Below are 22779 nucleotides of genomic sequence, written 5' to 3'. Positions count from 1 at the left end.
AGCGGGTTGGGAGTCCCCACCGTGGTCGGCCGAGCCGAGGGCGGCGCCGCCGCGCCCCGGGACCGGAGGGCGGTCAGGGCCCCCCGGTGGTACCACCACGCCGCACCGGCGACCGAGGGGGGCCCTGTGCCGCAGTCCGAAGCCACCACACTCAGCAGTACCGTCAGCAGCCGGCCGGCGAAGGCCGGCACCACGACGGCCACGGCCGACGACGCCGGACCGGAGTCCGACCGGGGCGGCTGGCTGCGGTTCTCGCCCGCCCAGCCGCTGTTCCGCGCCCGGGCCGCCCAGCGGCTCGCGGTGCTCGCCTACCACGGGGTGACCGATCCCCGGTCGTTCGGCGCCCAGCTCGACCGGCTGCGGCGGCTGGCCACCCCGGTCTCGGTCGACGACGTCGACCAGGCGATCGCCGAGGGGAAGCCGCTGCCGCCGCGCTCGGTGCTGATCACCTTCGACGACGCCGACCGCTCGGTGCTCACCCACGCGCTGCCGGAGCTGACGGCCCGGGGGATTCCGGCCGCCGCCTTCGTGATCTCCGAGCTGATCGGCACCGACCGCCCGTTCTGGTGGCACGAGGCGGCGTTCCTGGCCCGGCACGGCGGTCAGGCCCGCTCACTGCGCAGCCACGTCCGCCCGGAGCAGCTGCTGGCCCGGCTGAAGGCGCTGCCGGACCCGGACCGCCGCCGCAGCCTGCACGAGCTGCGGGTCAGCGCCCGCCGCCGCCCGCCGGGGCAGGACCAGCTCTCCCCCGAGGACCTGCGGGCCCTCCAGGACGGCAACGTCGCGATCGGCAACCACACGCTCGGCCATCCCTGCCTGGCCCGCTGCGACGACTCGACCGTGCAGACCGAGATCACCGGGGCGCACCAGGCGCTCACCCGCTGGCTCGGCGAGCCGCCGACCGCGTTCGCCTACCCGAACGGCGGCTACGACCCGCGCGCCGACACCCTGCTGCGCCAGCTCGGCTACCGGCTCGGCTTCCTGTCCGACCACCGGCTGGGCCCCCGGCTGCCCGTCCACCCGCTCCGGATCAGCCGGCTGCAGGTCGACTCCACCACCAGCACCCGGCGCTTCGACACCATCCTGTCCGGCCTGGAGCCCGCCGTACAGCGCTGGCGCAAGAGCCCGACCGTCACGGAGTGACGGTCGGGTCGGCTCCCGGGGCAGGTCACCGGGAGCCGACCCGGCGTCAGGCCGCCGCGCGCCGGGAGCGGAGGTTCCGGACCTGACGGTGCAACCGCTGGACGGCGACGAACCGCTCCATCCGGTTGGCCAGCGTGAGCCGGTACTTCAGCCGCAGCTGGGCGGGCAGCCCGTCGATCCGCTCCACGCCGATCGCCCGGAGCAGCCGGCTGACGTGCTCCTGGTAGGCCGCCCGGTAGCCCCGGTCGCCGTCCGGCACCGACCAGAAGAACATCGGGAGCTCCTCGACCAGCGTGTTGTGGTCGTAGGTCCGCAGGTACTCGGCGAACTCCGGCTCGGGCCTGGCCAGCAGCCACTCCCGGACCAGCTCGATCGAGCGGACCCGGTCGATCACGCCCCGCGGGTCGGTCTTCACCTGGGTGATCGACAGGTCGCCGCTCTCCCGGACCCGCCAGTGGTAGATCGGCTCGGAGAGCACGTCCACGCTCTTCGCCAGGTAGTGCAGCGGGACGCTGACCGGGGCGTCCTCGTACAGGATGCCCTCGGGGTACAGCACGCCGGCCGCGTCGAAGAACGAGCGGCGGTAGACCTTGTTCCACGCCGTCCGGTCGGTGACCAGGCTGGGCACCTCGCGCACGTGGGTCCTCAGCCTGGTCTCGGCGAACGGCCTGCGGTGGCCGTGCGAGGGGAACAGCCCGGCCACCCGCAGCCGCAGCGCGTTGCCCGCCACGAAGTCCGAGCCGGACTCGTCCAGGGTCGAGACCATCAGCTGGTAGGCGCCGGTCGGCAGGGTGTCGTCACTGTCCACGAAGGTCAGGTACTCGGCGCCCGGGGCGAGGTGCCGCCAGCCGGTGTTGCGGGCCGCGCCGAGACCCTTGTTCTCCTGCCGGACCAGCCGGAAACGCGGGTCCCCGGCGGCGAACGTCTCGGCGATCGCCGCGCTGCCGTCGGTCGAGCCGTCGTCGACCAGCACGCACTCGAAGTCCTCGAAGGACTGCGCGGCTATCGACTCCAGGCACTCCTGGAGGTAACGCTCGACGTTGTAGATCGGGACGACGACGGAGAGTCGGGGCGACATCGGCTCCGTGGGCCTTTCGGTCGGTGGTGGCGACCGTCCTGCGACCGGTCATCGACCTCTTGGTATACACGTAACCCCTCCCCGCTGACCAGCAGCGGCCGGACCGGGGCCGAACCGCCGGGGCCCGGGGCCGGAGCGGGCGGACGGTCGGGGACAATGGACCCGTCCAGGGCGCCGGAGGAAGCACGGCGCCCGTCCGTGCCGGGAGTCCCCCCGTGGTGTCCGAGAACCTCGAGCTGCTGTCCGACTGCGCGAACTGCTTCGGCCTGTGCTGCGTGGCCCTGCCGTTCGCGCGGTCGGCCGACTTCGCGGTCACCAAGCCGGCGGGCACGCCGTGCAAGAACCTGCGGACCGACTTCCGCTGCGGCATCCACACCGAGCTGCGGACCACCGGCTTCACCGGTTGCACGGTCTTCGACTGCTTCGGCGCCGGGCAGAAGGTGTCCCAGATCACCTTCGAGGGACGCAGCTGGCGGGAGGCTCCCGAGACCGCCGGGGCGATGTACGAGGTGTTCCCGGTGATGCGGCAGCTGCACGAGCTGCTGTATTACCTGACCGAGGCGGGCACCCTGCGGGCCGCGAAGTCCGTGCACGGCCAGCTGCGCGCGGCGCTGGAGCGGATCGAGGCGCTGACCCGGGGCACCGCCGCCGAGCTGGTCGCGGCGGACGTGCCGACGATCCGTCAGGAGGTCGGCGAGCTGCTGCTGCGGGCCAGCGAACTGGTCCGGGCCGGGGTGCCGGGCAAGAAGCGCAACCACCGGGGCGCCGACCTGATGGGCGCCCGGCTGGCCGGGGCGAACCTGCGCGGGGCCAACCTGCGCGGGGCGTACCTGATCGCGGCCGACCTCAAGCGGGCCGACCTGCGCGAAGCCGACCTGATCGGCGTGGACTTCCGGGACGCCGACCTGACCGGGGCCGACCTGACCGGGGCGCTCTTCCTGACCCAGGCCCAGCTCAACGCGGCGCGCGGGAACGCGAGCACCCGGCTGCCGTCCGGGCTGCGGAGGGCCGGCCACTGGTAACCGTCAGCGCACCGGCGCGGGCTCGGCCAGCAGCCGGCCCTCGGCGTACCGCAGGACGGCGGGCGGCAGGCTGCCGACCCGGCCGCTGAGCAGCACCGTGACGGTGCCGCCGCCTGCGGGCCGGTCGGTGCCGATCCGGCGCAGCGCCTGGGCGGCGACCGCCTCGGCCGAGCCGTGGCAGACCGGCAGCGGACCGCCCGGAGCGACCACGGCTGCCCGGATCTGCTCCGCCAGCAGCTCGTAGTGGGTGCAGCCGAGCACGATCGCGTCCGTCCGGGCGGGCGTCCGCGCGGCGGCGTCGGCCACGGCGGCGGCGATCGCCTCCCGGTCGGCCCGCTCCACCGCATCGGCCAGCCCGGGGCAGGCCACCTCGGTGACGGTGGCTCCGCCGCCGAACTCCCGGATCAGCTGCTGCTGGTAGGGGCTCCCGGTGGTCGCAGGGGTGGCCCAGATCGCCACCCGGGCCCCGGCCGCCGCCGCAGGCTTGATCGCCGGGACGGTCCCGATCACCGGCAGGCCCGGCTCGAGCTCGGCCCGGACCACCTCCAGCGCGTGCACCGAGGCGGTGTTGCAGGCGATCACCAGCGCATCCGGCTCCAGCTCGGCGGCGGCCCGGGCACAGGCCAGCGCGTGCGCGGCGATGTCCTCGGACGTACGCGGCCCCCAGGGCATCCCGTCGGGGTCGGACGAGAGCACCAGGTCCAGGTCGGGGCGGCGGCGGCGCAGGGCCGCGGCGGCCGCGAGCAGTCCGAGTCCGGAGTCCACCAGTGCGATCTTCACGGTTCACGACTCTACTTGAGCCGCGCCGGGGAACTCCGCTCCGGTCAGCTGCGCGCCGGGCTCAGCCATCAGGGGCTCGGGGCCCTGATGTTGTGCGGCTCCGCCGCGCGGGCGCCGCCGACCCTTTGGGAGGTGCTCAGCCCACTACGGAGTCAGGGGCTCGGGGCTCTGCTGATGTGCGGCTCCGCCGCGTGGGCGACGCCAGCCTTTGGCAGGTGCTCACCGGCTACGGTCCAGGGGCTCGGGGAACTGCGACGCCGGCCCCTGCAAGGTGATCTGTTCAGGGGTGGTCAGGCACTTTCGCAGTGACCCGCACGCCAGATCTCCTCGCAGTTCCCCGAGCCCCTGGGTAGTCGACCGCTAAGCACCTGCCTACAGCGCAGCCCCCAAGCCCCTGGGTAGTCGACCGCTGAGCGCCTGCCTGCGGCGCAGCCCCCAAGCCCCTGGGTAGTCGACCGCTGAGCGCCTGCCTGCGGCGCAGCCCCTGGACCGGGCAACTGGGCCGCCTGCCAAAGGTGCGGTCCCGAGCGCCTGGCCGTCGATTCCCGGGTGCCTGCCTAGACTGCCGAAGGTGATTGTACTGGTGTGGGTGTCGCTGGCGGCGTGGGTGTGGCTGACGCTGGCTCAGGGGTTCTTCTGGCGGACCGACCAGCGGCTGCCCGCGCCGGTGGAGACCGGGCGGTGGCCGGAGGTGGTGGTGCTGGTGCCGGCCAGGGACGAGGCCGAGGTGCTGCCGGTCAGCCTGCCGAGCTTGCTGGCGCAGCGGTACCCGGGGCGGGCCCGGGTGGTGCTGGTGGACGATCACAGCTCGGACGGGACGGGCGAGTTGGCCCGCCGGCTGGCCACCGGCGGCGGACTGCCGCTGACCGTGACCACTCCCCCGCCGCTGCCGCCCGGCTGGACGGGCAAGCTCTGGGCGCTGCGGCACGGCGTGGAACAGGCCGGCCGGCCCGAGTACCTGCTGCTCACCGACGCCGACATCGCGCACCGGCCGGACTCGCTGGCCGCCCTGGTGGCGGCGGCCGAGGGCCACCGCCTCGACCTGGTCTCGCAGATGGCCCGGCTGCGGGTGGAGACCGGCTGGGAGCGGCTGATCGTGCCGGCCTTCGTGTACTTCTTCGCCCAGCTGTACCCGTTCCGGTGGAGCAACCGCCCCGGCTCGCGGACCGCCGCCGCGGCGGGCGGCTGCTCACTGGTGCGCCGGACGGCGCTGGAGCGGGCCGGCGGGATCGCCGCGATCCGGGGCGCGGTGATCGACGACGTGAACCTGGCCCGGGCGGTGAAGCGCACCGGCGGCCGGACCTGGCTCGGCCTGGCCGAGCAGGTGGACAGCGTCCGGCCCTACCCGGAGCTCGGGCAGCTCTGGCGGATGGTCTCGCGCAGCGCGTACGCGCAGCTGCGGCACTCGCCGCTGCTGCTGCTCGGCACGGTGCTCGGGCTGGCGCTGGTGTACCTGGTGCCGCCGGTGGCGACGGTGGCCGGGGCGGTCACCGGGACGTGGTGGGTCGCGGCGGCGGGCGGCGCGGCCTGGGCGCTGATGGCCGGCACCTTCACCCCCATGCTCCGCTACTACGGGCAGCCGGCGGCGGCCGCGCTGCTGCTGCCGTTCACCGCGCTGCTGTACCTGCTGATGACGGTGGACTCGGCCGTCCAGCACTGGCGCGGGCGGGGTGCGGCGTGGAAGGGGCGGACGTACGGAAAGGTGCTGGAACCGGATGACGGTCCTGCGTCAGACTGACCGGATGGACCATCAATTACGAAGCAGGATCGCCCACTCCGACCACCCGATCGCGGCGCCGCTCTCCGACCGCAACGTCCAGCGGCTGCTGGACCGGGCCCTCCGGGGCCGGGCCGGGCGGGTGCTCGACCTCGGCTGCGGGGAGGCCGCCTGGCTGCTCCGGGCGCTGGCCGCGTACCCGGAACTGCAGGCGGTCGGCGTCGACCTGGACGAGGCCGCGCTGACGCTCGGCCGGGAGCGCGCCGAGGCCCTCGGGGTGGCCCGGCGGCTCGGGCTGCACCACCAGGACGCCAAGGAGTTCAAGGCCCACCAGCCGTTCGACGTGGTGCTTACGGTCGGTGCGACGCACGCCTTCGGCGGGCTGCTGCCGACCCTGGCGGCGGCCCGGGAGTCGCTGGCCCCGGGCGGGCTGGTGCTGATCGGTGACTGCTTCTGGGAGCGGGAGCCGGACGCGGCCGCGCTGGCCGGGCTCGGCGTCCCGAACGCGGACGACCACGCCGACCTGACCGGCACCGTCCGGCTGGTCACCGAGCAGGGCTGGGTGCCGGTCCTCGGCCACATCAGCACGCCGGAGGAGTGGGACGACTACGAGTGGGCCTGGGCGGGCTCGCTCGCCGAGTGGGCCCTGGACCACCCCGAGCACCCGGACAGTGCCGAGGCCGGCACCGTCGCGGCCGAGCACCGGCTGGGCTGGCTCGGCGGCTACCGGGGCACGCTCGGGTTCCTCACCCTGCTGCTGCGCCGGGCGGACTGACGGGTCATCGGTTCTCCGGCAGGCGGCCCGCCTGCCGGAGACCTACCGTCCGAGCAGCCGCGCGGCGGTCGGCTTGCTGTACTCGAACCGGCTCATCTGCTCCAGGTCGCGCAGCCAGCTCGCCCGGCCCGGCGGGGTGGTGACCACCTCGCGGTAGAGCGCCTCGAAGGCGCTGGCGACACTCTCCAGCGAGAACCGGCCGACCACCCACTCCCGGCCCCAACTCCCCAGGTCGGCCCGGCGGTCCGGCTGGTCGAGCAGCGGGCGGAGCTGCTCGGCCAGCAACTGCGGCGGGGCGGCGCCGTCACCGAAGCCGTACATGCAGCGCGAGGCGTGCGGCTCGACCAGCGGGCCCGGCTCGTGCAGGGCGGTGTACCCGGCGGCGCCGTGCACCACCACCGGCTTGCCGAAGGCGAGGCCGCGCAGGGCCGAGCCGCCCATCCCGAGCACCACGTCGGCGGCCTGGTAGGCGGGCCGGGGGTCGGCCAACTGGCCCGGTACCAGGACGGCTTCGCGGCCCAGGGCGGCGTTGGCCGCCGCCGCGGCGGCCCGCAGCGGCTCCAGGCTGGGCCCGGCGCCGACCACGGCCAGCCTGACCCGGGGGTCGGCCAGCGCCCGGACCGCCTCGACGGTGCGCAGCGCGCCCGCGTCCTTCTCCAGGTCGGGCACCAGCCGGGTGACGATGGCGAGCAGCAACTCCTGCTCACCGATGCCGTGTTCGCGGCGGAACGCACCACCGTCCACCACGCCGGGGGCGTCCGTCACGGTGTTCACCGGCGGCTCGATCAGGCGGACGTCGCGGTGCCCGAAGGCCCGGCCCTCCCCCATCAGGGCGCCGAGCCCGAGCACCAGCGGCTGGTGGCGGGGCAGCCCCCGCAGCATCCGGATGCCGTAGAAGGTGGTGATCACCGGGATCCGGCCGAGCCGGCCCGGGCCGAAGAAGGCGTTCCGGGCGGCCCGGACCTCCCAGGCGTGCACCAGTTGGCTGCCGTGCTCCTCGGCCACCTGGTTCAGCCTCGCCCGGACCACCCGGGCCGGGGTGTCCGGCCCGCCCTCCACCACCAGCTGCAGGCCGTGCCCGGCGGCGAGCTCGACCAGCGGGGCGGGCCCCTCGACCCCCTGCGCGAACAGCACCGGGTGGTGGCCCCGGTCGCGCAGGGTCCGGGCGATGTCCACGGCGTTCAACTGGGCGCCGCCCAGCGCGAGGTTGTTGAGGTGGACCAGTACTCTGAGGCCGCTCACCGGTTCACTCCTCCCAGCGGTGCGGGACGAAGACCGGTGCGGCCAGCACCACGGCACGTGGCGGGGTGTCCAGCATCGGGCCGAAGACGTCGAACTGGCCGACCGAGTGCCAGCTCATCAGTGTCCCGCCGTCGGTCTTGCCGATGCTGTAGACACCCGCCCAGAGCGTGTAACGGCCGCGCGGCAGCGGCAGGTTGGGGATCAGGCAGGCGACCTGGTGGTCCTCGCCGGTGAGCCGGATCTCGTGGCTGATCTGGAAGATCGGGCTGGAGGTGCCCTCGCTGACGCCCAGGTGCAGCGTGGCGTCACCCCGGTAGTCGCCGCCGAGGGTGAGCTCGACCGTCATCAGCTCGTCGGTGGTCAGGTTCTCCCGGCCGTCGCCGAGGATCTCGTGCTTGAGCAGCTGGAGCGGCTCGCCGACCCGGCCACCGCCCTCGGACTGCGCCTCGATCGAGTCCCGGTAGCCGGACATCGCCTCCTTGATGCCCGCGTCCACCCGGATCGAGCCCTGCTCCAGCCAGACCCCCCGGCGGCAGATCGACTCGACGGCGGGCAGGTCGTGCGAGACGAAGACGATCGTGGTGCCCTGCTCGGCCACCTCGCGCATCCGGTCCAGGCAGCGCTGCTGGAAGACCGCGTCGCCGACCGCCAGCACCTCGTCCACCAGCAGCACGTGCGGCTCCAGGTAGGCGGCCACCGCGAAGCCGAGCCGCATCTGCATGCCGGAGGAGTAGTACTTGACCTGCCGGTCGATCGCCCCGCCGAGCCGGGCGAACTCGACGATCGCGTCGAACCGGGAGGCCACCTCACGACGCTTCAGACCGAGCAGCGCGCCGAACAGGTAGATGTTCTCCCGGCCCGTCAGGTCGGGGTGGATGCCGGCCCGGATCTCGATCAGTGCGCCGATCCGGCCGCGCACGTCGATCACCCCGCCGTACGGGTACATCACCCTGGTCAGCATCTTGAGCAGGGTGGACTTGCCGGAGCCGTTGGAGCCGATCAGGCCGACCGACTCGCCGGGCTCGATGTGCAGGTTGATGTCCCGCAGCGCCCAGCGCCAGTCCTCACCGCGGCCGCCGCGCAGCCGACGGGTCAGCTGCTCGACCTTGTCGCGCAGCAGCATCCGCTGCTGGTCGGCCTTGAAGCGCTTCCAGACCTGCTCGGTCCTGATCGTGCCCAGCGGGAGGCTCTGCCTGCTCGAAAGGTCATGCGACATCGGCGATCCCCGTCTCCAGCTTCTTGAACAGCAGGTAGCCGCCGACCAGGAAGACCACCGAACTGGCGGCCGCGATCCCGGTCAGGGTCAGGTCCGGGGTCTGGCCGTAGAGCAGGGCCCGCCGGTAGCCCTCGATCACCGCGCCCAGCGGGTTGATGCCGACGTACAACTCCTGCAGGCCCTGCGGGATCTGCGAGAGCGGGTAGGCGACCGGGGTGGCGAACACTCCCATCTGGGTGATGATCGGCAGCAGGTGCCGGACGTCCCGCAGGTAGACCACGGCGACCGACAGCACCAGCGCCACGCCGTAGGTGAAGGCGATCTGGATCAGCAGCAGCGGGAGCACCCAGAGGAAGGTGACGGCGGGCGGCGTCCAGAAGGCCAGGAAGAGCAGCCCGAGCACGCCGACGCCGATCAGCATGTCCACACTGGCGACCAGCATGGTGGCGAGCGGGAAGACCTCGCGCGGGCAGTAGACCTTGTTCAGCAGGCTCAGGTTGTTGGCCAGGCTGAGTGCGCCCTGGTTCATCGTGTTGCTGAAGAACTGCCAGACGATCAGGCCGACATAGGCGAACAGCGGGTAGGCCACCCCGCCGGTGTCGATCTTCACCGCCCGCTGGAACACCAGCGTGAAGATGGCGCACAGGGCGAGCGGCGTGAGCACCGCCCAGGCGAAGCCGAGCACCGCCTGCTTGTACCGGGCCCGCAGATCACGCTCCGCGAGCGCGCGGACCAACTCGCGCGCCCCCAACAGCTCGCGGGCCACCTGGGCGGGCCGCAGCCTTCGTTTGAAGATCAGTTCGGCGGGCGGTCCGTCGGCCCCCGACCGCCGCGCCTCGGTCTGGTTGTCGCGCTGGTCCAGGACCTGCGCGCGCTGTCCCCCCACGGAACCCCGCCTTCTCCGGTGCCGAGTGATTCGGTGACGTCCGAGGTACGAGCCTCGAATCCGGGCCGCTGCAGAGGCAGTTCGGCCGCGGCGACCACTCTGGCACAGAGTGTGCGAGCAAGGGGCTGGTTCGGTGAAGAATTCGGGCTGCTCAGAGCCGCCGTCGGTCGGGAGGGTGGACGGAGGAGGGAGGTCAGCCGACCAGCCGGTCCAGCGCGTCGGGCATCCCCTCGACCCCGCCGTCCCGGCTCGGCTGCACCCGCTGCCCGCCCTGCACCAGCACGGTCGGCAGCTCGTCCACCTGGTACCGGGTCAGCAGACCGGCGGCCGCGTCGGTGGCCCGCTGGACCTCCTCGGAGCGGTACGCCGTCAGGAAGCCCGCCGGGTCGAGCCCGGCCGTCCGGGCCCAGGCCAGCGCGGTCTCCTCGGTGGTCACGTCGGTCTCCCGCTCGTGCACCGCGCGGAACACCGCGAGCTGCAGCCGGTCCACCTCGCCGAGCTGCTCCAGCGTGTAGTACAGCCGGGCGTGCCCGCGCTGGGTCTGCTCCTCGCGGCTGCCCGCCCAGACCGCCGGCACCCGACGGAGCGTCACGTCGGAGCGGTGCTTCTCGGCCCAGCGCTCGAGCGGGACCTCCAGCTGCTGGGAGTGCCCGCAGTCGTACCAGAAGAACTCGACGGCCTCCTGCTTCACCGCCCGGCCGGGGCCGGGGTTGTCGATCCGGCCCACCAGGCCCCCCTCGTGCGGGACCTCGGGGGCGGCGACGGCAGGGGTGACGAGCAGTCCGCTGGCGACGGCGGCCAGCACGGCGGTGCGCAGGAGCGGGTTCACAGCCGGTCATGCTGCCAGCGTCCGGCACCGCCGGGCGAGCTGACGGGCCGTCCGGTGCGGAACTTCGCCCGGACGGCCCAACGCCGGGTCAGCCCTCGTGCTCCGGCTCCGGCTCGGGCTGCGGCTGCGGCTGCGGCTGCGGCTCCGACGCCGCCACGGCCTTGGCGCTCTGCTGGGCGGCACTGTCGAAGAACCGGAGCAGCTCGACCGGGAAGGGCAGCACCAGGGTGGAGTTCTTCTCCGCCGCCACCTCCACCACGGTCTGCAGCAGCCGCAGTTGCATCGCGGAGGGGGTCTCGGCCATCGTCCGGGCCGCCTCGGCCAGCTTGGCGGAGGCCTGGAACTCGCCGTCCGCCGTGATCACCCTGGCCCGCCGCTCCCGCTCCGCCTCGGCCTGCCGGGACATCGACCGCTTCATCGACTCCGGCAGCGCGACGTCCTTGATCTCCACCCGGTCGATGTGCACGCCCCAGCCCACGGCCGGGCTCTCCAGCATCAGTTCGAGCCCCCGGTGCAGGCCCTCCCGGCCGGAGAGCAGGTCGTCCAGCTCGCTCTTGCCGATGATCGACCGCAGCGAGGTCTGCGCCACCTGGGACATCGCGAAGCCGTAGTTCTGCACGTCGACGCTGGCCCGGACCGGGTCGATCACCCGGAAGTAGACCACCGCGTCCACCCGGACCGAGACGTTGTCCCGGGTGATGCCGTCCTGGGCCGGCACCGGCATGGTGATCACCTGCATGTTGACCTTGCTGAGCCGGTCCACGAACGGGATCAGCAGCGTCGGCCCGGGCTGCCGGGGCGCTCCGCTGACCCGGCCGAGCCGGAACACCACCCCGCGTTCGTACTGCTGCACCACCCGGAACCCGGTCACCAGCCAGGCCACCGCCAGCGCCGCCAGGGCGCCGAGCCCCCCGAGCACGATCTCCATGCTTGTCTTCCTCCCCGTCGGGCCGCCGACGGACGGCGGCCGCGGGCACAGTATGCGCGCGGCCCCGTGGGGAGAACAGACGCCGGACGACGCTCCTTCAGGCCCGTCAGCGGCCGGGGGCCACCTGCCGGAGCAGGCGCTGCCAGGAGTCGGTCACCACGGCCAGGTCGAACCGCTCCAGGGCGTGCGCCCGGGCCGCCGCCCCGAGCGCGGTCCGGTCCCCCGACAGCACCGCGCCGAGCGCCTCGGCCAGCGCGACCGGGTCGCCCGGCCGGACCAGCGCGCCCGTCCGGCCGTCCAGGACGACATCGCCGACCCAGCCCACGTCGGTGGCGACGGCGGGCAGCCCGGCCAGCGCGGCCTCGATCAGCACGCCCGGCACGCCCTCGCTGTCGCTGCTCAGCAGCAGGACGTCGGCGGCCCGGTAGAGCACTCCGGGGTCGGCGAGCCGGCCGAGCAGGTGCACCCGGTCGCAGGGCGGGAAGCTGCCGCCGAGCGGACCGTCGCCCGCCACCGCGAGGTGCACGTCCGGCAGCCGGTCGAGCGCGTCCAGGGCCAGGTCGAGCCGCTTCTCCGGCGCCAGCGCGCCGATCCACGCCACCACCGGGCCCTGCCGGGGCAGGCCCAACCGCGCTCGGGCGGCCTCGCGTTCGGCCTGGTCGGCGGCGGGCCGGTAGCGGTCGGCGGCCCGGCCGTTCGGGATCGTCCGGACCTTCCGGGCGGGCAGCCGGAAGCGCTCCAGCAGCACCGTCCTGGCACCGTCCGAGATCGCCGAGACGGCGGCGGCCCGATGCAGGAAGGCACCCACCCGGAGCCGCCGGGACAGGCTCGCGGTCCAGTGCCTGGGGTCGCCGATGTTGACGTACACGAAGGGCACCCCGGTGCCCACCAGTCCGACGGCGCACGCCTGGAGGGTGCTGGAGCCGTGCGCCACCACCACGTCCGCCTGCCGGGCGGCGGCCCGCAGCGCCCGTAGCGTCGCCGGGTGGTGCCGGGACGGGCCGAGCACCGGGGCGTCGTGGTCGGAAGGCGCGTCGGCGTGCGGCTGGAGCGAACGGAGCGTGGACGGCGCGCCCCGGCGCAGCAGTTCGGTGTGCAGGTCGCGGGCGAGCTGCTGGGCACCCCGGCCCCGGGGATCGGTGATCAGGTGCAGCACACGAGGTCCGTCAGCCATGCGGCCAACCTTCCACACCGGACGCCCTCCCCGCAGGCCCTTCCGGCGGGACGGGCGGGCCGGCCTGGGGTCACCGTTCCCGCCGGTCTGCCCATTCGCTGGCGGATCCCCCGCCCCACCTGGGATGCTGATCGTCTGTCAGAGCGTGCTGGGCCGGGGGGCCGGCGCCGGGGGTCTTGCTGGGGGTTGCCGCTGTGCACGTGCTCTATGTGATCGACAGCGTGAGCAGAATCGGCGGTGCCGAGCAGGGCTTGGTGGCGATGGCACCGCAACTGGTCCGCTCGGGCATCCAACTGGACGTGGCATACCTGCGGCACTCGCCGGACGGCTTCCAGGCCGAGCTGACCCAGGCCGGCGCCACCGTCTTCGGCGTGCACGCGGCGAACCGGGTCGGCGAGTTGGCGGCGCTCCGGCGGCTGGTCCGCCGTCGCCGCCCCGAGCTGGTGCACACCACGCTCTACGAGTCGGACGTGCTCGGCCGCTCGGCCGCGCTGGCCAGCGGGGTGCCGGTGGTGTCCAGTCTGGTCAACTCCGCGTACGGGCCCGAGCACCTGCACGCCCGTGGCCTGAACCCGTGGAAGGTCCGGGCCGCCCAGGCGGTGGACGCGGCCACCGCGCAGGGCACCCGGCGGTTCCACGCGCTGACCAGGCACGTGGCCGAGGTGATGGCCCGTCGGCTGCATGTCTCGCCGGACCGGATCGACGTGGTGCCGCGCGGCCGCGACCCCGAGCTGCTCGGCTCGGTGACGCCCGACCGCCGGGCCGCCGTCCGGGCGGCGCTGGAGCTGTCCGCCGACACGCCGGTGGTACTGGCCGCCGCCCGGCAGCAGTACCAGAAGGGTCTCGACGTCCTGCTGGAGGCCTGGCCCGCGGTCCGGGCCGGGCTGCCCGACGCGGTGCTGCTGCTGGCGGGCAGCCCCGGCACCGAGACCCCGGGACTGCGGAAGCTGGCCGACCGGGCGGGCAACGTCCGCTTCCTGGGCCCGCGTTCGGACGTGTTCGACCTGATGGCGGCCTCCGACGCGTTCGCCGTGCCGTCCCGCTGGGAGGGCCTGGGCAGTGCGGCGATGGAGGCGATGGGGGTCGGCGTCCCGCTGGTCTGTGCCGACGTGGCCGCGCTCCGCGAGACGGTCGGCTCGGAGGACTACGCCCGGCTGGTGCCGTCGGAGCGGCCGGGCGAGCTGGCGGTCGCGCTGCTGGACACGCTCGGTGACCGTTCGGCCGCCGCGCTGCGGGTGAAGGCGGCCCGGGCCAGGTTCCTGACCCGATTCACCCTGCACCACGTCTCGGGTCAGATGGTCGAGTTCTACGAAAGATCACTGCGGCGGGGATGAGATTGGCCAAAGCGCTTGCGCCGCACGTCAGGTGCCGCAAGCATCAGGCTCGGGGGTTTCGGGGAGGGTCGGCGACGTCGGGGGGTGTCGCGCGGCCGCGAGCCCTCGCCGGATCGTACGGAGCCGACCCTGCATCCGGCCCGGCCGGTCCGTACGGCGTATGCACCACGAACGCGAGGGGAACCAACCGGTGGAACCGGCTAACCACTTCATGGTTTTGCGCCGTTACTGGCGTCTGCTGGCGGGCTGCACGGTGGCGGCCCTGATCATCGGTCTGCTGCTCACCCCCACCGTCGACACCGTCGACAACGGCAAGTGGCAGTGCAAGGTGGCGATCACCCCGGTGGCCGGCTCGGGCGAGGCGGTCCGGGCGGACCAGGTGCTCTCGTACGCCGGCGGCTCGGACGTCACCACGGCGGCCGCCAAGAAGCTCGGCGTCACGGACGTGGCGGCCCTGGCGGCCCGCCGCACGGTCTCCGCGGCCAGCACCCAGATGCTGTCCGTGACCGTCACCGGTCCGACCCAGCACAACTGCGCGGACACCGCCGCCGCCTTCGCCGAGGCGATCATCAACGGCTACAGCCAGGAGTCGGCGAAGAGCGCCAGCGAGTCGATCAAGCGGCTGGAGGCCCAGGCGGCCACCCAGCAGGAGCAGGTCAACAAGTTCCAGCAGCAGTTCTCCGCCGCCAAGCCGGCCGACCAGCCCAAGCTGCAGCCGCAGTTGACGGCCGCGCTGGCCTCGCTGACCAAGACCCTGACCGCGATCAGCGACCTGCAGAACGTCAGCCAGACCGACGCCATCCAGCAGTGGGGCTCGATCGACGCCAAGGAGGCGGGCGGCAACCTGCTCAGCTCGCCCAACCGGGGCGTCCGGCTGACCCTCGCGGTGGTGCTCGGGCTGGCCCTGGGCGTGGTGGCCGCGCTGATGCTCAGTCGGATGGACACCCGGCTGCGCTCCCGCAACGCGGTGGAGGAGGCGTTCAACCTCCCGGTGATCGGCGAGATCCCGCAGCTCTCCCGGCGGCTGCGCCGGCTGCGCGACCCGCTGGTGGTGGCCCGGCCGTCCGACCCGGGCGCCGAGGCGTTCCGCTCGCTGCGCTCCACCCTGCTGCTGACCGGACCGCCCTCGCTCGCCGCGCAGTTGGCCGACGGCAACCTCAACCCGGCCGAGCTGGTCTCCCGGCGGCTGGCCCAGCCCGCGCCGGTGATCCTGGTGATGTCCGGCCGCAGCGGCGACGGGCGGACCACCACGGTGGCCAACCTGGCCGCCGCGCTGGCCGAGACCGGCCGCGAGGTCCTGGTGCTGGACTGCGACTTCCGCCACCCGCACGCGCACGAGCAGTTCGGGGTGAGCTCCGGGCCGGGGATGGCGGAGCTGCTCAGCGGTGAGCAGCTGCCCGAGTTGGACGACCTGATCCGGCGGACCAACGTGGACGGCGTGCACCTGATCACCGGCGGCAACACCACCGCCTACCCGGCCGCCCTGGTGCTGCGCGCGGGCGAGGTGCTCCGCCGGGCCCGCCGGCACGCGGACGTGGTGCTGATCGACAGCTCCCCGCTGCTGCACGCCAACGACGCGTACGACCTGGTCCGGCACGCGGACGCGGTGCTGGTGACCGCGATGGCCGGCAATGTGACACCCGAACAGGCCGACCGGGTCAGCGAGTTGCTGTCCCGGACGGGGGTCCCGGTGGCCGGCGTGGCGCTGCTCGGCACGCTCGGCCAGTCGGTCCGCCGCAAGCGCGACGGCATGCACGGCGGCGCCCAGCCAGGCAGCTCCCAGCCCGGCGGACCGGCGCAGCCGACCGGCCCGGTGCCCAGCCAGCCGCACCAGCCGAGGGAGGAGCCCCGGCACCGCGCCTCGCCCACCTGGGCCCGGCGCACCCAGCACGCGCCTCCCGGTGCCGAGTCGGCGGCCGGCGGCCACGAGGGCGAGCTCCGATGACCGCCGGGCCGATCCGGGTGCTCTGGCTGACCAAGGGCCTGGGCCGGGGCGGCGCCGAGCAGTTGCTGGTCAACTGCGCCCGGCACGCGGACCGCGAACGGTACGAGATCGAGGTCGCGTACGTGCTGCCGTGGAAGGACGCGCTGGTGCCCGCGCTGGAGGCGGCGGGCGTCCGGGTGCACTGTCTCGGCGCGGCCCCCGGGCGGCTCTGGCCCTGGCGGCTGGCCCGCCTGCTGGCCCGGCGGCGCTACCACCTGGTGCACTCGCACATGCCGGTCCCGGCCGCCGCGGTCCGGCTGCTGACCCTGGGCCGGCGGCGGCCGGTGCTGGTGCACACCGAGCACAACGTCTGGGAGCGCTACCGGACCGCCACCCGGTGGGCCAACTCGCTGACCTACCGGCGCAACCGGGCCGTCATCGCGGTCTCGCACGCGGTGGCCGCGGCGATCCCGGCGGCCCGCCGCCGGGCCGGCGCGTTCGTGCACGTGGTGCACCACGGCCCCGACCTCGGCGGTGCGGCCGGCGGTCCGGCCGCCCGCGCCCACGCCCGGGCCGAACTGGCGCTGCCGGCGGACGCGTTGGTGATCGGCACGGTCGCCAACTTCACCCCCAAGAAGGACCAGGCCACCCTGCTGACCGCGTTCGGCCTGCTCCGCGAGCGGCACCCGGAGGCCCGGCTGGTGCTGATCGGCTCGGGCCCGCTGGAGGCGGAGCTGCGCGCGGCGGCGGGCGAGGGCGTGCTGTTCGCCGGCTCCCGGTCGGACGTTCCCGAACTGCTGCCGGGCTTCGACGTGTTCACCCTGAGCTCGCGTCAGGAGGGCCTGCCGGTCGCCCTGATGGAGGCGATGACCAGCGGGCTGCCCTCGGTGGTGACCAGGGTCGGCGGGATGCCCGAGGTGCTGGACGACGGCGGGCAGGGCTTCCTGGTCGAGCCGGGCGACCCGGCCGGCCTGGCCACCGCCTTCGGGCGGCTGGCCGGGGACGCCGGACTGCGCGAGCGGCTCGGCGCCGCCGCCCGGCTGCGCGCCGAGCGCTTCGACGTGGCCGGGGCCCAACGGGCCGTGGAGCAGGTGTACGAGCAGGTGCTGCGGAGCTGACCGTCGCCCGCCCCGCCCCTCCGAGAGGAAGACCACCACCGTGAGCGCGAGCCCCGAGCAAGGCCGGGACGACGCCGCCGAGCTGATCTGCCGTCCGCTCGCCCCGGCCGACCACCCCGCGGTACTTGACCTGCTGACCGCCTCGCTGGCGGGCGGCCCGACCGGTACCCGCAGTGCCGGGTTCTTCGACTGGAAGCACCGTCGCAACCCGTTCGGCGCCAGCCCCGGTCTGGTGGCGGTCACCCCGGCCGGCCGGATCGTCGGCGTCCGGCTGTTCCTGCGCTGGGAGTGGCAGCGCGGCGGGCAGGTGGTCCGTGCGGTCCGCCCGGTGGACACCGCCACCCATCCGGACTTCCAGGGCCGGGGCGTGTTCCGCCGGCTCACCACCCAGCTGCTCGAACAGGTCTCCTCCGAGGCCGAGCTGGTCTTCAACACCCCGAACGGCAACAGCCTGCCCGGCTATCTGCGGATGGGCTGGCAGGACCTCGGCCAGGTCCCGGTCACGCTCCGGGTGGCCCGGCCGCTGTCGTTCGCCCGGGGCGCCCGCGCCGCGCTCACCCGGCGGCGGGCCTCGGCCGGTCCGGTGAGCTGCGAACTGCCCACCGCCGCCGACTGGTTCGGCACCGAGCCGATCACCGAGCTGCTGCACGAGCGGGCCGCGGCGGACGCGCCCGACACCCGGCTCGCGGTGCTGCGCACCGAGGAGTTCCTGCGCTGGCGGTACGGCGACGCGCCGGGCCTGGACTACCGGGTGATCACCTGTCACCGGGGCGGCGAGCTGGCCGGGGTGGCCTTCGGCCGGCCCCGGCGGCGCGGGCCGCTGGTCGAGTTCACGCTGGCCGACCTGATCGTCCGGCCCGGCGACGGCGAGTCGGCCGCCCGGCTGCTCCGGGCCGCCGCCCGGGCCGGCGGCGACCACGTGGCCACCCACCTCGTGCCGGGCACCGAGGCGGGCCGGGCGGCGCTCCGGCTGGGCTACCTGCGCGCGCCGCGCACCGGCCTGCGGCTGGCCGCCAGGACGCCGGCGGGCCGGCCGCCGCCGGGGCTCGCGGACTTCCGGTTCACCCTCGGTGACCTGGAGGTCTTCTGATGGGCCGGCCCCCGCTGCCGCGGTCGGTCCCGTGGCCGTCCGTGGTGGCCGGGTCGCTGGTGCTCGGCTACGTCACCGTGTTCGTGCTGGCCATGGTGCACACCAGCTACGACACCTGGGGCGCCCTGCTGGTGCTGCCCGCCCTGATGGCGATCGGCACCCCGATCCTGGCCCGGGTGGCCGCCAACAACCCCGAGCGGGACATCTTCAAGCTGCTGATGCTGGCGATGGCGCTCAAGCTGCTCTGCGCCTTCCCCCGGTACCTGATGGCCTTCGTGCTCTACGGCGGTGCGGCGGACGCCAAGATGTACCACCAGAAGGGCGGCGAGCTGGCGCTCTTCCTGGACCGCGCGGACTTCTCCGCCGGCATCCACTACGACCTCGGCATGAAGGTCGCGGGCACCGGCTTCGTCATCATCGTCACCGGCGTGATCTACGCGATCACCGGCCCGTCGCTGGTCGGCGGCTTCCTGGTGTTCTCCTGGCTCGGCTTCTGGGGGCTGCTGCTGTTCTGGCGGGCCCTGCAGATCGCCTTCCCGGAGGCGGACACCCGGCGCTACGCCAAGCTGGTCTTCTTCCTGCCCTCGCTGCTGTTCTGGCCGTCCAGCATCGGCAAGGACGCCTGGATGATGTTCTGTCTGGGCCTGACCACCTACGGCGTGGCCCGGCTGCTGGACCGCCGGTTCGGCGCCTTCGTGCTCATCGCGCTGGGCTCGCTGGGCACCGCGATGGTCCGCCCGCACGTCACCGTGCTGGCCGGGGCCGGGCTCACCGTGGCGTACGTGCTGCGCAAGCGGCCGAAGCAGGTCAGTGCGCTGGGGCCGCTGCGGATGGTGGTCACGGTGGTGGTGCTGGGCGCGATGGTGATGCTGATGCTGCAACAGGTCAACACCTTCTTCGGCACCACCGGCGGCGGGGGCGACTCGGTCAACCAGGTGCTCTCGGAGACCTCCCGCCGTACCTCGCAGGGCAATTCGGTGATCAACCAACCGGCCCCCGAGGACGCCGCACCCGCCTTCAGCCTCAATCCGGCCGGGCTGCCGATGGCCGTGGTCAGCGTGCTGTTCCGGCCGTTCCCGTTCGAGGCGTCCAACATCCAGAGCCTGTTCCAGTCGGTGGAGTGCTTCGCCCTGCTGGTGATGTTCATCCGGGGCTGGCCGAGGATGCGTCAGCTCCCCCGGCTGTTCCTGCGCCGCTCGTACATCGCCTTCGCGCTGGTGTACACGCTGCTGTTCTGCTGGGCCTTCTCGACCATCAACAACCTCGGCATCCTGTCCCGCGAGCGGGTCCAGGTACTGCCGCTGGTGCTCGTCCTGCTGGCCGTGCCCAGACCCGAGGGCGACGGCGACCGCCCGGTCGGCCGGCGGCGCTCCCGGCCGCCGGTCTGGCGGGCCCAGCCCGGCCAGTGGGGTTCCCGTCCGCCGACCTCCGAGCTCCGCCCGGCCCGCATGGGCGGTCCCGGCGGTCCGTCCCAGCCACCACCTCGACCCAGGGGGGATCGACCCGACCATGACTTCCACTGACACTGCCACACCCGCCTTTCTCGGCGGCGCACCCGCCTTCCCCGACGGCCTGCCGCTGACCCGGGTGCAGGTGCCGGACCGGGCCGGACTGCTGGCGCGGCTCGGCGCCGTCCTGGACAGCGGCATGCTGACCAACGGCCGGACGGTGGCCGAGCTGGAGCAGCGGGCCGCCGAACTGCTGGACGTACCGCACGTGGTGGCGGTCTCCAACTGCACCGCCGGGCTGATGCTGGTGCTGCAGGCCGCCGGGGTGGGCGAGGGCCGGCCGGTGCTGATGCCGGGCTTCACCTTCTCGGCCACCGCGCACGCCGCGCACTGGGCGGGCGGCACCCCGCTGTTCGCCGAGGCCCGGGAGGTGGACATCACGCTGGACCCGGCCGACGCCGAGGCCCGGCTGAAGGCCGCCGACAACCCGGCCGCGCTGATGGCCACCCACGTCTACGGCACCCCCTGCCAGACCGAGGAGCTGCAGCGGATCGCCGACGCGGCCGGGCTGCCGCTGGTGTACGACTCCGCGCACGGCTTCGGCTCCAGCCGCAAGGGCGTGCCGGTGGGCAACTTCGGCCTGGCCGAGGTGTTCAGCATGAGCCCGACCAAGGTCGCGGTGGCGGGCGAGGGCGGCCTGGTCGCCACCCGGGACGCGGCGCTCGCGCAGACCCTGCGGCACGGCCGGGACTACGGCAACCCCGGTGACTACAACACGCTCTTCCCCGGCCTGAACGCCCGGATGAGCGAGCTGCACGCGGCGGTCGGGCTGAGCTGGCTGGCCGAGCTGCCCGAGCGGGTGGCCCACCGGGGCGCGCTGGTGGCCGAGTTCGCCCGGGCCACCGCCGGGCTGCCCGGGCTGCGGCTGGCGCTGCCCGAGGAGGGCGACGTCTCCACCTTCAAGGACCTCACCCTGATCCTGGACGCCGGGGCCTTCGGCCTCACCGCCGACGAGCTGGGCCGGGCCCTGAAGGCGGAGGGCATCGACACCCGGCGCTACTTCCACCCGCCGGTGCAGCGCCAGCAGGCGTACGCCCACCTCGGCCAGGCCGAGGCGCTGCCGGTCACCGACCGGCTGGCCGCCGCCGTACTGACGGTGCCGCTGTGGACCCAGATGGACGCCGCGACCGTGCGGCGGACCGCCGAGGCGGTCGCCCGGATCCAGCCGTATGCGGAGCGCCTGCGCGCCACCGGGCTCTGAGCCCGCCACTCGGCCGCCCGGTGCCCCGCCGGGCCGGGCGGCAAGCCCATTCGGGCCTCGCACGGGGGTGCGGCGATTAGGCGGATAGGGTGAACTCACTTGGACCACAAGGGGGTTGAGTGGGCAGAATGACCCGCTGGGCCTGCTGGCCCCACCCTCCCCCGGCCGGCCCCCCGGCCTCCTCATGGTTTGGAGTTCCCGGTGTTCAAGGGATTCCGCAGCTTCCTGCTGCGCGGAAACGTCGTCGACCTGGCGGTCGGTATCGTGATCGGCGCGGCCTTCACCGCCGTCGTCACCGGATTCGTCACGGCGTTCCTCACCCCGCTGCTCGGTGTCGCGACCGGTGCCGTCGGCGACTACAGCAAGCGCTCCTTCGAGATCGGCGGCACCAGCTTCCCGTACGGCGCGTTCCTGAACGCGCTGATCAGCTTCGTGCTGATCAGCGCGGTGATCTACTTCGCCGTGGTGCTCCCGGTCGGCCGGCTGCAGGCCCGGTTCGAGCCGATCAAGGACGTCCCGGTCGCCAAGACCGACTGCCCCGACTGCCTGAGCTCGATTCCGGCCGCCGCGCTGCGCTGCTCGCACTGCACCTCGGAGCTGGCCGGGCGCCCCGGCTTCCCGGCCCAGGCGCTGGCCTCCCGCTAGGCCCGCACCGCCCCACCCGGCCCGGCGGCCCCGCGCTGCCGGGCCGTGGCGCGTCCGGCGAGCGATCCGGCGACCGGCCCGGCGACCGACCGGGGACCACCCCGGGGGCTCACGCCACGCCGACACGCGCCCTCGGCTCACCGCCGGGTTCGCGGAGACGCGCGGACACGACCCGTTCGCCGCGCGTTCGACCCACCGTCAGCCCCGCGCCGCAACCCCTGAGTGGCCGGAAAACGACGGCGAAATGTCCGATCGTCATACTTTCGAGTGAGTTGTTCTAGCGAAGAGTACGTAAACACTGGAACTCCTACGCCTCCCACTCTCCTCAGCAGGCACATTGTGGGCTTACGGTATGCCCCATGACCTCGCCCCGCTCCTACGACGGAGTCGGCTACCCCTCTCCGTCCTTCAGCTCCGGCACGCCCATCTACGACAGCCTGGTCGCAGAGCGCGGTGTCCCGCAGATCGCCCCCATCAACGTTCCCGCCGCCCTCCCCCCGGCCTCCTCCGGGTACGGCTACGGCAACAACTACGGTTCCGGGTACGGGAATCCGGGCTTCGACAGCCCCGCGAGCAACCTGCCCGCGCTGCCGCCGGCCCGGCTCGCGCTGGGCCCAGGCCCGAGCTCGGCCCCGGCCACCCAGTACATCCCGGCCCAGCAGTACGCCGCCGCCCCGCAGCCGCCGGTCCCCGGCTACGGCGGTCAGCAGCAGCCGTACCTGCCGCCGCAGCGCCCCACCGCACCCGGCCCCGGCTTCCAGCAGTACCAGCAGGCCGGCCAGGCCTTCGGTGCGCAGGGTTACGCCACGGCGCCCAACCTCGCCGCCCAGGGCGGCTACCAGGGCGCGCCGCAGGGCTTCAACGGCCAGGCCCCGCAGGGCTTCCAGGACCAGAGCTTCGGCGGCAACCAGCTCCGCCCGGCCGCCCCGGTGGCCCAGGTCCGCCCGGTCCAGCAGCAGCGCCCGCAGTACGCCGAGCAGGGCCAGTACCCGCAGCCCGGCCACCAGGGGAACGCCTACTGACCCCAGCCGCGCACCACCTGCCCGGCCCCAGGGGGGAGCCGGACGGAGCAGGGCACCACGGTCGTCCCGAGGGCCGCCCGGACCACTACGCGCCACGGTCCGGGCGGCCCTCGCGCGTGCCCGGACGGCCGGCCCGCCGGGCCCGCG

20 protein-coding genes are annotated in these 22779 nt (G+C 74.0%); 12 read left to right on the top strand and 8 right to left on the bottom strand.

The features are described 5' to 3' along the window. The first annotated feature begins 126 nt into the window (after nt 1-126). The gene (locus ACIRPK_RS28740; protein WP_403043522.1) at nt 127-1143 is read left to right on the top strand and encodes a polysaccharide deacetylase family protein; all 1017 of its coding nucleotides are present in this window, start codon (nt 127-129) and stop codon (nt 1141-1143) included. Nucleotides 1144-1189: 46 nt separating this feature from the next. Here ACIRPK_RS28740 and ACIRPK_RS28735 read toward each other — a convergent pair whose 3' ends face one another. Continuing rightward, nucleotides 1190-2221, bottom strand: coding sequence for a glycosyltransferase family 2 protein (locus tag ACIRPK_RS28735; protein ID WP_403043520.1), 1032 nt, complete (start codon nt 2219-2221; stop codon nt 1190-1192). A 218-nt stretch (nt 2222-2439) separates the two neighbouring features. Here ACIRPK_RS28735 and ACIRPK_RS28730 point away from each other — a divergent pair, with 218 nt between their 5' ends. Then, nucleotides 2440-3243, top strand: coding sequence for a pentapeptide repeat-containing protein (locus ACIRPK_RS28730; protein ID WP_403043517.1), 804 nt, complete (start codon nt 2440-2442; stop codon nt 3241-3243). A gap of 3 nt (nt 3244-3246) precedes the next feature. Here the strand turns inward: ACIRPK_RS28730 and ACIRPK_RS28725 are convergent, their stop codons facing one another. Then, nucleotides 3247-4023, bottom strand: a complete 777-nt coding sequence (locus ACIRPK_RS28725; protein WP_403043515.1) for a glutamate racemase — start codon at nt 4021-4023, stop codon at nt 3247-3249. A 571-nt stretch (nt 4024-4594) separates the two neighbouring features. Here ACIRPK_RS28725 and ACIRPK_RS28720 point away from each other — a divergent pair. Together ACIRPK_RS28720 and ACIRPK_RS28715 are read left to right on the top strand one after the other, a co-directional pair. After that, nucleotides 4595-5761, top strand: a complete 1167-nt coding sequence (locus tag ACIRPK_RS28720; protein ID WP_403043513.1) for a glycosyltransferase — start codon at nt 4595-4597, stop codon at nt 5759-5761. A 4-nt stretch (nt 5762-5765) separates the two neighbouring features. Beyond that, nucleotides 5766-6515, top strand: a complete 750-nt coding sequence (locus tag ACIRPK_RS28715; RefSeq protein WP_403043511.1) for an SAM-dependent methyltransferase — start codon at nt 5766-5768, stop codon at nt 6513-6515. 42 nt (nt 6516-6557) lie between these two features. Here the strand turns inward: ACIRPK_RS28715 and ACIRPK_RS28710 are convergent, their stop codons facing one another. From ACIRPK_RS28710 to ACIRPK_RS28685, 6 genes are all read right to left on the bottom strand, one after another. Further along, nucleotides 6558-7757 carry a glycosyltransferase family 4 protein gene (locus tag ACIRPK_RS28710; RefSeq protein ID WP_403043509.1) on the bottom strand — a complete coding sequence of 400 codons (1200 nt, stop codon included), beginning with the start codon at nt 7755-7757 and terminating at the stop codon, nt 6558-6560. A gap of 4 nt (nt 7758-7761) precedes the next feature. Further along, the gene (locus ACIRPK_RS28705; protein ID WP_403043506.1) at nt 7762-8973 is read right to left on the bottom strand and encodes an ABC transporter ATP-binding protein; all 1212 of its coding nucleotides are present in this window, start codon (nt 8971-8973) and stop codon (nt 7762-7764) included. Further along, complete coding sequence (locus tag ACIRPK_RS28700) at nt 8963-9859, bottom strand: ABC transporter permease (RefSeq protein WP_403043504.1); 897 nt, start codon at nt 9857-9859, stop codon at nt 8963-8965. The genes ACIRPK_RS28705 and ACIRPK_RS28700 overlap by 11 nt, the downstream gene beginning before the upstream one ends. Nucleotides 9860-10052: 193 nt before the next feature. Continuing rightward, a complete protein-coding gene (locus ACIRPK_RS28695; RefSeq protein WP_403043501.1) occupies nt 10053-10688 on the bottom strand; it encodes a thiol:disulfide interchange protein DsbA/DsbL in 636 nt (211 codons plus the stop codon). 88 nt (nt 10689-10776) lie between these two features. Then, nucleotides 10777-11616: a slipin family protein gene (locus ACIRPK_RS28690; RefSeq protein WP_403043498.1), complete on the bottom strand. Its 840-nt coding sequence runs from the start codon at nt 11614-11616 to the stop codon at nt 10777-10779. A 106-nt stretch (nt 11617-11722) separates the two neighbouring features. Next, on the bottom strand, nt 11723-12790 hold the full coding sequence (locus ACIRPK_RS28685; RefSeq protein WP_403043495.1) for a glycosyltransferase: 1068 nt from the start codon (nt 12788-12790) through the stop codon (nt 11723-11725). 221 nt (nt 12791-13011) lie between these two features. Between ACIRPK_RS28685 and ACIRPK_RS28680 the strand changes: the two genes are divergently transcribed. The 8 genes from ACIRPK_RS28680 (at nt 13012) to ACIRPK_RS28645 (ending at nt 22632) form a co-directional block, all read left to right on the top strand. After that, nucleotides 13012-14124: a glycosyltransferase family 4 protein gene (locus ACIRPK_RS28680; RefSeq protein WP_403043492.1), complete on the top strand. Its 1113-nt coding sequence runs from the start codon at nt 13012-13014 to the stop codon at nt 14122-14124. Between the two features lie 211 nt (nt 14125-14335). Continuing rightward, nucleotides 14336-16069 (top strand): tyrosine-protein kinase family protein, encoded by a 1734-nt coding sequence (locus tag ACIRPK_RS28675; RefSeq protein WP_403043489.1) that lies wholly within the window; start codon nt 14336-14338, stop codon nt 16067-16069. After that, on the top strand, nt 16066-17166 hold the full coding sequence (locus ACIRPK_RS28670) for a glycosyltransferase (RefSeq protein ID WP_403043487.1): 1101 nt from the start codon (nt 16066-16068) through the stop codon (nt 17164-17166). Before ACIRPK_RS28675 ends, ACIRPK_RS28670 begins: the two co-directional genes overlap by 4 nt. Nucleotides 17167-17206: 40 nt before the next feature. Then, nucleotides 17207-18256 carry a GNAT family N-acetyltransferase gene (locus ACIRPK_RS28665; protein ID WP_403043484.1) on the top strand — a complete coding sequence of 350 codons (1050 nt, stop codon included), beginning with the start codon at nt 17207-17209 and terminating at the stop codon, nt 18254-18256. Then, nucleotides 18256-19779 carry a hypothetical protein gene (locus ACIRPK_RS28660; RefSeq protein ID WP_403043482.1) on the top strand — a complete coding sequence of 508 codons (1524 nt, stop codon included), beginning with the start codon at nt 18256-18258 and terminating at the stop codon, nt 19777-19779. The genes ACIRPK_RS28665 and ACIRPK_RS28660 overlap by 1 nt, the downstream gene beginning before the upstream one ends. After that, nucleotides 19766-20965 (top strand): DegT/DnrJ/EryC1/StrS family aminotransferase, encoded by a 1200-nt coding sequence (locus tag ACIRPK_RS28655; protein ID WP_403043479.1) that lies wholly within the window; start codon nt 19766-19768, stop codon nt 20963-20965. Before ACIRPK_RS28660 ends, ACIRPK_RS28655 begins: the two co-directional genes overlap by 14 nt. Nucleotides 20966-21166: 201 nt before the next feature. After that, entirely contained in the window at nt 21167-21610 is a 444-nt protein-coding gene (gene mscL / locus ACIRPK_RS28650; protein WP_403043477.1) for a large conductance mechanosensitive channel protein MscL, read from the top strand. A 359-nt stretch (nt 21611-21969) separates the two neighbouring features. Beyond that, nucleotides 21970-22632: a DUF6643 family protein gene (locus tag ACIRPK_RS28645; protein ID WP_403043475.1), complete on the top strand. Its 663-nt coding sequence runs from the start codon at nt 21970-21972 to the stop codon at nt 22630-22632. The last annotated feature ends 147 nt before the right edge of the window (nt 22633-22779 follow it).

The sequence above is a fragment of the Kitasatospora sp. NPDC101801 genome (assembly GCF_044766665.1).
Classification (GTDB): domain Bacteria; phylum Actinomycetota; class Actinomycetes; order Streptomycetales; family Streptomycetaceae; genus Kitasatospora.
The sequence above is the reverse complement of the archived record's forward strand: the minus strand, read 5'-3'. Positions and strand labels throughout refer to the sequence as shown.

Coding starts and splice junctions, on each gene's coding strand:
- ACIRPK_RS28735 (WP_403043520.1), bottom strand. CDS start 2,221: ATGTCGCCCCGACTCTCCGTCGTCGTCCCGATCTACAACGTCGAGCGT.
- ACIRPK_RS28715 (WP_403043511.1), top strand. CDS start 5,766: ATGGACCATCAATTACGAAGCAGGATCGCCCACTCCGACCACCCGATC.
- ACIRPK_RS28705 (WP_403043506.1), bottom strand. CDS start 8,973: ATGTCGCATGACCTTTCGAGCAGGCAGAGCCTCCCGCTGGGCACGATC.
- ACIRPK_RS28690 (WP_403043498.1), bottom strand. CDS start 11,616: ATGGAGATCGTGCTCGGGGGGCTCGGCGCCCTGGCGGCGCTGGCGGTG.
- ACIRPK_RS28685 (WP_403043495.1), bottom strand. CDS start 12,790: ATGGCTGACGGACCTCGTGTGCTGCACCTGATCACCGATCCCCGGGGC.
- ACIRPK_RS28675 (WP_403043489.1), top strand. CDS start 14,336: ATGGTTTTGCGCCGTTACTGGCGTCTGCTGGCGGGCTGCACGGTGGCG.
- ACIRPK_RS28670 (WP_403043487.1), top strand. CDS start 16,066: ATGACCGCCGGGCCGATCCGGGTGCTCTGGCTGACCAAGGGCCTGGGC.
- ACIRPK_RS28660 (WP_403043482.1), top strand. CDS start 18,256: ATGGGCCGGCCCCCGCTGCCGCGGTCGGTCCCGTGGCCGTCCGTGGTG.
- ACIRPK_RS28655 (WP_403043479.1), top strand. CDS start 19,766: ATGACTTCCACTGACACTGCCACACCCGCCTTTCTCGGCGGCGCACCC.
- ACIRPK_RS28645 (WP_403043475.1), top strand. CDS start 21,970: ATGACCTCGCCCCGCTCCTACGACGGAGTCGGCTACCCCTCTCCGTCC.